This is a genomic window from Chryseobacterium sp. TB1-D10 (assembly GCF_059803555.1).
Map to the genome: position 1 here is coordinate 71,054 of NZ_JAPFHB010000015.1, position 11,518 is coordinate 82,571.

Genomic DNA, 11,518 nt, shown 5'->3' on the forward strand with positions numbered 1-11,518 from the left:
AAGGATGCAATATTAATAAAAAAAATGATTTGTAATTAAAATTAAAAAAATTACACAGAAAATTAATAAAATCTTAAGAAAACCAATAATTAATAAAAATAAATTACAGAACATTTAACTATAAATTAATAAAAGCGATTATAATTCAAATTTTAAATGGATTAAAAAACAAAAAAACTCACAATATGAATTGTGAGTTTCTGTGAGCGCGTCAGGATTCGAACCTGAGACCGTCTGCTTAGAAGGCAGATGCTCTATCCAGCTGAGCTACGCACCCTAAAAGGTTGTTAAAGAAAAATTCCGAAGGAATTTGTATAAAAGTCGGGGCGGCAGGATTCGAACCTGCGACCTCCTGGTCCCAAACCAGGCGCGATGACCGGACTACGCTACGCCCCGATTAAGTCATCTTGTAGTTGCGGAGAGTAAGGGATTCGAACCCTTGGAACCGTTTCCAGTTCGCTTGTTTAGCAAACAAGTCCTTTCGGCCTCTCAGGCAACTCTCCTTAGCAATAATTAAGTCATATCGTCTATTCCCTTATTGCGAGTGCAAATATAGGAGACTTTCTCTATCTACCAAAACTTTTTATTCATTTTTTTTCATATTTTTGAATGAAATTAAAACTCAAAACAAACAACAATGCGTAATTCATTATATCTCACAACTTTAGGAATACTAATCATTTCTTGTGGTTCACAGCAAAAATCAGTAAAAAATAAAACACCTATAAAATCTACTAACCCAATAGCTGCCGTTCCTCTAAAAAAACCGGAAATCAAACAGGATGAAGGCGATTATTATAAAGTCAATATTGCAGATATTACAAAGAATGACAACACAGCAAGTTACGGCTCCATCGTAAGTGCCGATCCTTCCGGCTACAAAGTGACAAAAAATTATTTCCCATCTATCGGACAGAATTTCCGTCAGCGTTATGTGATTTTGCACTACACTGTATTAGATGATGAAAAATCTATCTCCACCCTTACGCAGCAAGCCGTAAGTGCACATTATCTTGTCAACACTTTATCAGATAAAGAAATTTATCAGCTTGTGGATGAGAATAAAAGAGCTTACCACGCCGGCATTAGTTTTTGGAGAAAAGACCAGCAGCTGAATGATACTTCCATCGGAATAGAGATTGTAAATATGGGATACAAAGTGGACTCCACAGGTTACAGGGTTTTCACGCCGTTTCCTGAAGATCAGATTAAAAAGGTAGGTGCTTTGGTAAAAGACATCGTGACAAGATATAATATTCCGGCAACTAATGTTTTGGCCCACTCTGATATTGCACCGACCAGAAAGCAAGATCCGGGACCACTTTTCCCTTGGAAGAGATTGTACGATGAATATCAAATCGGGATGTGGTATGACGAAACCGCGAAACAGACTTTCCTAAATCAAATCTTGACGACGAACGAAATCACATTACAATACAACAATCCTGAATTTGTCTCAAGAGTTCAGCAGCAATTGGTTCAGTTTGGCTACGCATTGACTGTGAATGGCGTTTGGAATACGGCTACTAAACAGACTATTGAAGCATTCCAATTCCACTTCCGACCGATGAATTACAGTGGGATTATGGATGCTGAGACTTTAGCGATTTTGCAGGCCTTGATTCAGAAGTATCCGCAGAAGTAAGATGAATTTATGATTAAGCTTATCTTTAATTTTTTAATAATATTTTCTACATTAATAATTTTCAGTTGTACTAAAACTGAAAAACAGATTAATATCTCAAATAACAAAAATATTGAAAAAGCTTTTTTCGATTACGATGAAATTGAATATTATCATAATAAAAGATATAATAAATTATCTGGAGTTGGAGATTTTTATAATGAATTTCAAAGGAACAGAAAAGACTCAACCGAATTTAAACTTTTAATAGGCGGAACTCCTGAAAACTTAAAAGATTCAACTTTTGTAAAACGATTAAGTAATGCAGGCTTTGAAAAAATTAATCTTTCCATTGATAAGCAAGAACAATTAAAAAGAATATTTGTAGAAAAAAACAGAGAACCTGAAGAAAAGGCAGCGATTAAACCAATGTTTAATGATATTCTAATTTTAAGAAAAAAAGGAAAAATCACAGGCTTTTCTAAATTGAGTTTTGAATATTTGCAAAGCAGAGTTATTGGCACTAATTCTAATACAGACTATTTCCCTACAAATGCCGAACATAAGGAAATAGAAAAAATACTATACAAAACCCTCGAAAAGTAATTCCGAGGGTTATTTTATGACTAAAGTTGATTTTATATTGAAATCTGCAGCCCGACTTGAGTGGAAATCCTTTTTTGCTTTAACTTAAGTTCTATTTAAACTGAAACCTTCGAGCAAAAAAGATCGGGAACGGAAGGCGGATCAAGCTGCCCAGATAATCTATTTACTCAACAACAAAGAAACCCATTCTTCTCTCTGGATTTTCTTTTCAAGCTTCAGGTTTTGCTCTGTACAAACTTCCAGAATATCGTCCACATCGAAGAAGCAAAGTCCGGACAACAGCAGTTTTCCGCCATCTTCCAAAACGGAAACGTAAGTCGGAATGTCAGAAATTAAAATATTTCTATTGATGTTTGCCAGGATGATTTCGAATTTTTCTTTACCCAAATTATCAGCTGTTCCCAATTCGATTTCCAGTTCTACGTTGTTTCGTGCTGCATTTTCTTTGGAATTTTCCACAGACCATTCATCAATGTCGATGGCAACGGTTCTGCCCGCTCCTTTTTGTTTTGCGAAAATGGCCAAAACCGAGGTTCCGCAACCCATATCGAGCACTTTTTTGTCCGCCAAATCCATATCCAACATTTGCTGAATCATCAGGTGCGTCGTAGGATGATGCCCCGTTCCGAAAGACATTTTAGGCTGAATCACAATCTCGTGCATATTCGGGTTCGGGTCGTGAAATTCGGCTCTGATTAAGACTTTATCTTCCACATTGATGGGCGAGAAATTCTTTTCCCATTCCTCGTTCCAATTGATATTCGGCATTTCTTCGTAGGTGTAAGAAATCTCGACCTCATCATTTTGAAGGAGATAAATATTTTTCAATTCTTCTTCTTTGAAAAGGTCTTTTTGAATATAGCCAAGGATGCCGTCATATTCTTCTGTGAAGCTGTCAAAACCGATTTCTATCAGTTCCGCCATCAATATTTCGTTCCAGGGTTGGAGAGGTTTTATTTTAAAATTGAATTCCAGATAAACTGCCATTGTTTAATTTTTTGCAAATTTAGTTTAAAACCACAAAGTCACGAAGTTTTTCACAAAGAACACAAAGAATTTTTACGCTTAGAAAACTCGTGAATCTCGTGCAGAACCTTTGTGTCTTTGTGGTTAAAAATTAATTCATCTTAATTTTATACGTAAATCCTATGTGAAACCACCTTCCAGGCATCGGAACCAGATTGGTTTCCACATATTTTGCGTTCGTCAGGTTGTTGATTAAAACATAAAAATTAAGGTCTTTGTATCGGAAATTGATTTGCTCATCCAAGACATTATAGCTTCCAAGATTCACACGTTCGGAATATTTATAAATCAACTGATTGCTGAAATATTTTAAGAATTTCACATCCACTTGCGCTACAAACTGATGTCTCAAATTCTGCAAAGCGTATCTGGAAAGCTCTTCATTTTTATATTGATTATCAAGATACGTGTAACCCAAACGGTAATTGAGGAATGAAAATAATTGGTGTCTAAACTCAGTTTCAAAACCTTTGAGGTGGATTTTTCCAACGTTTTCCGCTTTCCACGGGCTTTCCGGTGTCTCTTTCAACCAATCGATGCCGTTATCTGTATTTCGGATAAAACCACTGACTTTCGCCAATATTTTTTCATTCTGGAATCGATAGCCTAATTCTGATGAGATGGCAGACTCAGGAACCAAGTTCGGATTTCCAATTTCCGCAGGACTCACGTAATACAAATCGGTGAAAGTCGGAATTCTGAAACCTTTGGAAACCGCGCCGAAAACTTTGTGATTAGGATTGAATATAAAACCAACGTCCATCCCAGGATAGAAGAAATTCTGACCCGAATAATTTGCCCAACTTGCGCCCGGATTGACTTCTAATTTCTGATTGAAGAATTTGAACTGGTGGTCAAAAAACACCTGCGTCACATCCCGTTCTCTGTCGCCCAAATTACTGCTCGCAAGAAATTCTTTTCTGTAATCCACGCCAATTCCCGTGGTTCCAAGTGACGATTCATAGGTTGCATTTACCGTTCCACCGACATTATTTCCGACGTGCATATTTCTGTAATAAGACGGATTTTGGCGAATAAAAAGATACATATCCTGCCCTCTTCGCCAATAAACACTGGAGTTGACAGATAGTTTTCCAAACCTCTGCTCATACTGCAAACTCACCACAGAAGCCTGCGTTTCCTCATATTGATTGATGGCGGTTGGCGACGCATAGAAGCCATTCGCCCCAAATTTCTTCTCAGAAAAACCAGCCTGCAAGCTCAGACTTCCATCATTCAGCTTCAATTTGTTCTGATAAAAAAAGTTTCTGATTTGATAATCTGTATTGAATCGGTAACCGTCCGAAGCACCATTGCTAATCGTAAAAAGATTCGTAAATTTTTCCGAGCCAAAGGTTGCAGAAGCCGACAAATCATAAGTTTTGAAATCACCACCTTGCGCTTTTACCGTCACTTGCTCTTCGGATGATGATTTAGTGACGATGTTGATGGCACCTGCGTAAACATTCTGCCCATAGAGTTTTGCCGATGAACCTTTCATAATCTCCACCCTTTCCACCGCCGAAATATCAAACGGAAGGTTGAAAGTATTATGTCCGGTCTGCGAATCATTCATCCTGATGCCATTTACCAAAATCAAAACCTGCTCAAACGAACTTCCCCGAATCGTAATATCACTCTGAACACCATTTGAACCTCGCCTTTTGATATCCAACCCCGAGTGGAATTGCAACAATTCATCGATGCTGGTCGCAGGACTATTCTGGATTTGTTGCTTGGTGATGACCGTCACATTTTCGTTCACCTCATTATAGGGAATGGATAAAAATCGACCCTGCAAATTCACCTCATCGATTTCGTTTTCCTTATTCTGTGCAAATCCGTTGATTGACAAAACAACCATTGACAAAGCCGTTATAATTTTCTTCATAGTTTAATTTCCTTTCAGATAATTGGCGGCAAATATAGAAATAAGGCTTGTTTCACAAATCAATTAATGAGGAAAATTATATGATTAATAACATCAGACTTTAGCCTAATGTTTTGAACTGTAGACAGCAGCTTTATCTGGCTCAAAAGTGTCTGAAACAGGTCATACAAGTATCTGCAATAGGTTGTGTAAGTGCCAAACGACACTTACGCAAGTGTTTGTCGGCACTTCGGAACCGCCTTTAGCCATTGCCATAAGTACCTAAGGGCGCTTATATAAGTGCCTGCAACCAGTTAGGTAGGTGGTCGCCGGCACTTCGGAACCTGTTGCAACTACTTGCAGAACCACCCTCAACCATTTCTGAACTAGGTAGCCACTGGTTCGGAACCACCTTTAGCCGGTTAGTCAAGTGGTCTTGGGTGCTTCGGAACCGGCTGCGACTATTTGCATAACCACCCACAACCATTTCGGAACCACCCATACCCCCTTCGGAACCACCCCCTTGGAGATTTATGAATACGCTGTATCGCCCTACCACAAATGGATTCCGAATGTTTACTGATTTTAATTTAAAAAAATATTTTGTCGTGACATTATTAGAAAACCTCATCCTTTTGCGACTTAAAAACACATGAAATGCAATTCCAATTTGCGCCTTTGCGTTAAAAACTGCACCATTAATTAATCCAAAATCATATTCCAATTCGATATAATTTTCCGTAATTTTGTGGGTCTCATTTTTACTATGGCTACAACAACCGACATCGATATCAAGAAATTTCTTTTCGTTAAAAACGCACACCTTAACAACCTGAAACACATAGACGTTCTCATCCCAAAGAACAAACTGATTGTGATTACGGGCGTCTCCGGGAGTGGAAAATCTTCCCTGGCTTTCGACACTATTTATGCCGAAGGACAGAGGCGTTATGTGGAAAGTTTGAGTTCCTATGCGCGTCAGTTTTTGGGTAAATTAGAAAAACCAAAAATTGATGATATCAAAGGTTTGGCGCCATCTATTGCGATTCAGCAAAAGGTGATTTCGTCCAATCCGCGTTCTACGGTTGGAACTTCCACAGAGATTTACGATTATATGAAATTGTTCTTTGCGCGAGTTGGCCGAACTTATTCCCCGATTTCCGGTGAGGAAGTGAAGAAAGACAGCGTGACAGATGTCATTGATTTCATTAAAAACTCAAAGAAAGATTCGACGTTTTTGCTTTTGGCTCCTCTGTCATTTGATGCGGAGAATTTTGCCGAGCAACTGAAAACCTTGAAAGTTTCCGGTTTCACAAGATTGGAAGTCAATGGAAATGTAGCCGGAATTGAGGATTTGGAGAGTTTCGGATTTGTGCCCGAGAAAGATATGACGATTAATTTGGTCATCGACAGATTCAGTTACGAGGAAGATGAGAGTTTCCTTCAGAGATTGGCGGATTCTATCCAAATGGCTTTCTACGAAGGTCACGGCTACTGTTCTTTGAAAAATACAGACACCGAAAAAGTACGGGATTTCTCGAATAAATTTGAATTGGACGGCATTGTTTTCAATGAGCCTACTGTTCATTATTTCAGTTTCAACAATCCTTATGGCGCTTGTCCGACTTGCGAAGGTTACGGAAAAGTGATTGGAATTGATGAAGATTTGGTGATTCCGAACAAAAATCTGTCGCTTCACGAAGATGCAGTCGCGTCCTGGCGAGGTGAAAGCATGAGCGAATGGAAAAAGGATTTCATTAAAAAGAACAAGGACTTCCCTATTCATAAGCCTTACCACCAGTTGACCAAAGAACAGAAACAGTTACTTTGGCGAGGTGACAAAACGAAAACGTTCCCGAGCATTGATAATTTCTTCAAAATGCTGGAGGAAAATCTTTATAAAATCCAGTACCGCGTGATGCTTTCGCGCTACCGTGGGAAAACGCTGTGTCCGACTTGCGAAGGATTAAGATTAAGAGAAGAAACGAGTTGGGTGAAAATCGACGGACACAATATCCAATCGTTCATCGAATTGCCTTTGGATGAATTTCTTCCGTTAATCAAAACTTTAAAACTTAACGAGCACGACCGAGAAATCGCCAAACGATTGACTTACGAAATCGAAACCCGATTGGAGTTTTTGACAAAAGTTGGTCTAGGCTATTTAACCTTAAACAGAACTTCTAATACACTTTCCGGTGGAGAAAGTCAGAGAATCAACTTGGCAACCAGTTTAGGAAGTTCGTTGGTTGGTTCGATTTATATTTTGGATGAGCCGAGTATTGGTCTGCATTCCAGAGATACAGAAAATCTGATTGGCGTTTTGAAACAACTTCGAGACCTTGGAAACACCGTAATCGTTGTAGAACACGATGAAGATGTGATGAAAGCAGCCGACCACATCATTGATATTGGACCGGAAGCTGGTTATCTCGGCGGAGATTTGGTTTTCAATGGAAACTATGAGGAAATGATGAAATCCGATACGCTCACCGCAAAATATCTGAGTGGCGAAATGGAAATTGAAGTTCCTAAAAAACGTAGAAAAACCAAAGAATATATCGCCATCAAAGGTGCGCGTCAAAACAATTTGAAAAACATCGACGTGAATGTTCCATTGGAATGTTTGACTGTCATTACAGGCGTTTCCGGAAGTGGAAAATCGACTTTGATGAAAGAAGTGATGACAAACGCGATTCAAATCCAACTCGGAATGGGTGGTAAAAAAGCGGATTATGACTCCGTGGAATTTCCTTCAAAACTGATCCAGAATATCGAATTGATTGACCAAAATCCCATTGGAAAATCGTCCCGTTCCAATCCAGTGACTTATCTGAAAGCGTACGACGATATCCGTGACCTTTTTGCGAAACAAAAATCCGCGAAAGTTCAGGGTTTGAAACCAAAACATTTCTCCTTCAATGTGGATGGCGGACGTTGCGACGAATGTAAAGGTGACGGGGTTATCACAGTTTCAATGCAGTTTATGGCGGATATCGAGCTGGAATGCGAACATTGTCACGGCACACGTTTCAAAAAAGAAATTCTGGAAATCAAATACGACGAGAAAAATATCTCGGACATTCTTCATATGACGGTTGATGAAGCGTTGGAATTCTTCTCAGAGAACCATGAAGAAAAAATTGCAACCAAAATAAGACCTTTGCAGGACGTTGGTTTGGGTTATCTTCAACTCGGACAATCCTCTTCTACCCTTTCCGGCGGTGAGGCGCAGCGAGTGAAACTGGCATCTTTCCTTGTAAAAGGTTACACGACAGACAAAACGCTTTTCGTCTTTGATGAACCCTCGACAGGATTGCATTTCCACGACATCAAGAAATTACTGAAATCGCTTCAGGCTTTGATAGAATTAGGACATTCTGTTGTCGTGATTGAGCATCAGCCGGATATTATCAAAACGGCAGATTACATCATCGACATCGGTCCGAATGCCGGAAAATATGGTGGTGAGGTTGTTTTTGCCGGAACACCGGAGGATTTGGTGAAAGTGAAAGGGTCTGCTACTGCGAAGTATATTGTGGAGAAATTATGATAAAACCGTTTTTATCTTATAAATTGATACCAATGCACAGATTGTATTGGTATTTTTTATTGAAAATAATGTTAATCATTCAAAATAATTTACAAAGTCTGTTAAAAGAAAGTTATTATTAATTGATGTTTATATAATTTAGTCAATAAATAAAACACAAATGAAACTGAAATTTAGCATTCTGACAATTATTCTCATTAATCTTTCAAATGCCCAAATACAAAATCCTGGTTTTGAAACTTCAAGAAACAATTCGCCTGACAAATGGAATGTGAAAAATGTAGATTCTTACGTTTGTAAAATCGATAATAGTCAGAAATATCAAGGGAAGACTTCTTTTAAGATAACTGGGAATTCTATTAATACCAAAATATTCCAGTCCTTTTTCCAAAAAATTCCTCTAAGTGGTAAGGGAATTCGCAAAATCGAAATCAGTGCCTACATAAAATCTGATAACATCACTGGAAATATCAATTTGTGGACTCACATAAATGATTCTAATGATAAAAAAATTGATTCTGGACATTCCTATTCTCAGGACAATAAAATAATACCTAACCAAGATTGGATAAAATATTCTCTCCAATTTATCATTGATGAGAATGCAAAAAGTTTAAAAATCGGAGGATTATTAGCTGGTTCAGGTAGTGTTTCGTTTGATGACTTTGAAATGAAAGAAATTGCTTTGTCCGATACAAAAGCATCAAAAGTTGCCTCAGATTATATAGAATACTTTAAAAATTTGATTAAAACAAAATCTATGTTTCGGGACAAAATAGATTGGAACATTGTGGACGAAAACATCAAAAAATTATCCATAGGAGCAGAAACCATTAATGATACAAAACCGGCAATACAATATATGATGAATGTATTGAAAGGTTCCGGAGATATTCATTCCTTTATCGTCTCGAAAAAAAGTACAGAAGCAAAAAAGACAGTAAATACAAAAGGAATAGAACCAGAGTCCAAATTAATCGATTCCAAAATTGGTTACATTATGGTTCCAGCATTCAGCACATCAAACACAGAAGTCGGAAATCAGTTTGCATCAAAAATCAATGAAATGATAAAGAAACTGGATTCCGAAAACGAAATTAAAGGTTGGGTTATCGACTTAAGAACCAATACTGGTGGCAGTATACGTCCTATGATAGTTGGACTTGGAAGCCTTGTTGGAGAAGGAACTTTGGGATATTTCATCACTAAAGAAGAAAAAGTTCCTTGGATACTGGAGAATGGAAAATTTGATATGAATAGAATCACTCAAATGTACAAACTAAAAAATCCAAGTTCAAAAATTGCTATTTTAATTGGAAAAAAAACAGCAAGTGCAGGCGAAGCTACTGTAATTTCATTCATTGGCAAAAAAAATGTGAAACTTTTCGGACAACCGACCAGAGGTTTAACATCGGGAAATTCAACTCACCCATTAAGCGATGGGCGAAGCCTTGCTTTGGCAACTTCTTTTGAAATGGATAGAACCGGAAAAGAATATCGTGAGCATATAAATCCAGATATTTTTGTAGAACCAAGCTCAGATAGAGATTCAGAATTAGAAACTGCAAAAAAATGGATTTTAGAATAGATAAGTAAAATCATACTTATCCACAAAAAAATGTGGATAACTACGAAACTTTAACATTCAGTTTACATTTCGTATTGTTTTTCTTTCTAAATTTACATCAATAAGATTAAGAAAAACTTTGTGATAACTTACTTATTTTCAATCAGAATCAATCAAACTAAATTTGATATAAAAATCAAAGGATAGCACCGTCGGCTATCCTTTTTTGTTGTTGTTTAACTAAAAAAATGAGATGTCTTTATCTATTGAGCTGGCTCCTAAAGAGTCGGTTCTTTTGTGCCCATCAAATATAAAAGACTGTCTCTTGCGAAACAGTCTTCTCCTTTTCACTTTTAAAATCTATTATTTAGCAGCATTTACGTTGATGCCAATTTCGATGTCTTTGCTGATCATCCATTCAGCCGGGTCCGTTTCGTCTGTCCCGAATTTGATTCCCCAATCGGTTCTTTTTACCGTAAATTTAGCTTCTACAGCCGCTTTACCTTCCGTTACAGTCACTTTTGCAGGGAAAGAAACATTCATAGTTTTTCCAAGCAAAGTCAGGTTTCCGCTCACAGTTTTGTTAGAACCCGCTACAGCATCTTTTGGAAGTTCTCCAGCCAAATCTGCTACAGACGTGATTTTGAAGTCAGCAGTTGGATTTTTGGTTACGTTGAAGAAATCTTCGTTTTTCAAGTGTGCTTCCAGGTCAGCCGGCTTTTTGTCCGCTTCAGTTACAGACGCTGGGTCTACTTTCAAAGTCGTCATATCGATTACGAAATCTCCCGAGGTCACAGCATTGTCAGCAACTGTTATTTCGCCAGATTTTAGGTTCAAAGTTCCCCATCTTGGTGCGAAACCACCTTTGTGGAAAGCTTTCCAGTTCACGTTGGACGTTGTCAAATCTACTTTGTAAACATCTCCGGTTTTCGCCGCAACTTCTTGCGCGTCTTTCACAGTTTCTTTTTTGTCATTACAAGCAGTGAACAATAATGCGGCTCCTGCAAATGCCAATACGGTTAATTTTTTCATAGAAAATTATTTTGATTAAACTTTTTTAGTGCAGCAAAAATAAGACCTTAAACAAAGAACAGACGTTGATGTACATCAAGAAAGGTATCGCTTACATTTATTTGGGCAGCTTTTCCGCCTTCCACTCCCGCTATTTTTTGCCCTCGCCAGATTGCAGCCGCAAAAAAAATGAGCTCCGTTCCTTTAGATTTGTAATAATAAAATATGATTGGGAAAATATTAAATTTAGAAAGAGAAAAG

General features: G+C 37.8%; 8 protein-coding genes and 3 tRNA genes. 4 read left to right on the forward strand and 7 right to left on the reverse strand.

Annotation, left to right across the window (positions count from 1 at the left end):
* Positions 1-203: 203 nt before the first annotated feature.
* The 3 genes from OPU68_RS17075 to OPU68_RS17085 form a co-directional block, all read right to left on the reverse strand.
* A tRNA-Arg gene (locus OPU68_RS17075) sits at positions 204-277 on the reverse strand.
* 44 nt (positions 278-321) lie between these two features.
* Positions 322-396, reverse strand: a tRNA-Pro gene (locus OPU68_RS17080).
* A 20-nt stretch (positions 397-416) separates the two neighbouring features.
* Positions 417-503 (reverse strand) — tRNA-Ser (locus OPU68_RS17085).
* A gap of 134 nt (positions 504-637) precedes the next feature.
* Between OPU68_RS17085 and OPU68_RS17090 the strand changes: the two genes are divergently transcribed.
* Both OPU68_RS17090 and OPU68_RS17095 read left to right on the forward strand, forming a co-directional pair.
* Entirely contained in the window at positions 638-1,645 is a 1,008-nt protein-coding gene (locus OPU68_RS17090; protein WP_498475154.1) for an N-acetylmuramoyl-L-alanine amidase, read from the forward strand.
* 9 nt (positions 1,646-1,654) lie between these two features.
* A complete protein-coding gene (locus OPU68_RS17095; protein ID WP_498475155.1) occupies positions 1,655-2,230 on the forward strand; it encodes a hypothetical protein in 576 nt (191 codons plus the stop codon).
* 159 nt (positions 2,231-2,389) lie between these two features.
* On the opposite strand, the gene prmA is transcribed toward OPU68_RS17095, so the two are convergent.
* Positions 2,390-3,217 carry a 50S ribosomal protein L11 methyltransferase gene (gene prmA / locus OPU68_RS17100; protein WP_498475156.1) on the reverse strand — a complete coding sequence of 276 codons (828 nt, stop codon included), beginning with the start codon at positions 3,215-3,217 and terminating at the stop codon, positions 2,390-2,392.
* Between the two features lie 130 nt (positions 3,218-3,347).
* A complete protein-coding gene (locus OPU68_RS17105) occupies positions 3,348-5,147 on the reverse strand; it encodes a TonB-dependent receptor plug domain-containing protein (protein WP_498475157.1) in 1,800 nt (599 codons plus the stop codon).
* A gap of 745 nt (positions 5,148-5,892) precedes the next feature.
* Here OPU68_RS17105 and uvrA point away from each other — a divergent pair.
* Positions 5,893-8,679: an excinuclease ABC subunit UvrA gene (uvrA, locus tag OPU68_RS17110; protein ID WP_498475158.1), complete on the forward strand. Its 2,787-nt coding sequence runs from the start codon at positions 5,893-5,895 to the stop codon at positions 8,677-8,679.
* Between the two features lie 160 nt (positions 8,680-8,839).
* The gene (locus tag OPU68_RS17115; RefSeq protein ID WP_498475159.1) at positions 8,840-10,267 is read left to right on the forward strand and encodes a S41 family peptidase; all 1,428 of its coding nucleotides are present in this window, start codon (positions 8,840-8,842) and stop codon (positions 10,265-10,267) included.
* A 342-nt stretch (positions 10,268-10,609) separates the two neighbouring features.
* Here OPU68_RS17115 and OPU68_RS17120 read toward each other — a convergent pair whose 3' ends face one another.
* On the reverse strand, positions 10,610-11,278 hold the full coding sequence (locus tag OPU68_RS17120; protein ID WP_498475160.1) for a YceI family protein: 669 nt from the start codon (positions 11,276-11,278) through the stop codon (positions 10,610-10,612).
* Between the two features lie 47 nt (positions 11,279-11,325).
* Positions 11,326-11,518: hypothetical protein (locus OPU68_RS17125; protein ID WP_498475161.1), on the reverse strand; the 193-nt coding region annotated here is incomplete at its 5' end.

Excerpts from the sequence above, each read along its gene's own strand:
- OPU68_RS17090 (WP_498475154.1), top strand. The coding sequence starts at position 638 with ATGCGTAATTCATTATATCTCACAACTTTAGGAATACTAATCATTTCT.
- OPU68_RS17095 (WP_498475155.1), top strand. The coding sequence starts at position 1,655 with ATGATTAAGCTTATCTTTAATTTTTTAATAATATTTTCTACATTAATA.
- prmA (WP_498475156.1), bottom strand. The coding sequence starts at position 3,217 with ATGGCAGTTTATCTGGAATTCAATTTTAAAATAAAACCTCTCCAACCC.
- OPU68_RS17105 (WP_498475157.1), bottom strand. The coding sequence starts at position 5,147 with ATGAAGAAAATTATAACGGCTTTGTCAATGGTTGTTTTGTCAATCAAC.
- uvrA (WP_498475158.1), top strand. The coding sequence starts at position 5,893 with ATGGCTACAACAACCGACATCGATATCAAGAAATTTCTTTTCGTTAAA.
- OPU68_RS17115 (WP_498475159.1), top strand. The coding sequence starts at position 8,840 with ATGAAACTGAAATTTAGCATTCTGACAATTATTCTCATTAATCTTTCA.
- OPU68_RS17120 (WP_498475160.1), bottom strand. The coding sequence starts at position 11,278 with ATGAAAAAATTAACCGTATTGGCATTTGCAGGAGCCGCATTATTGTTC.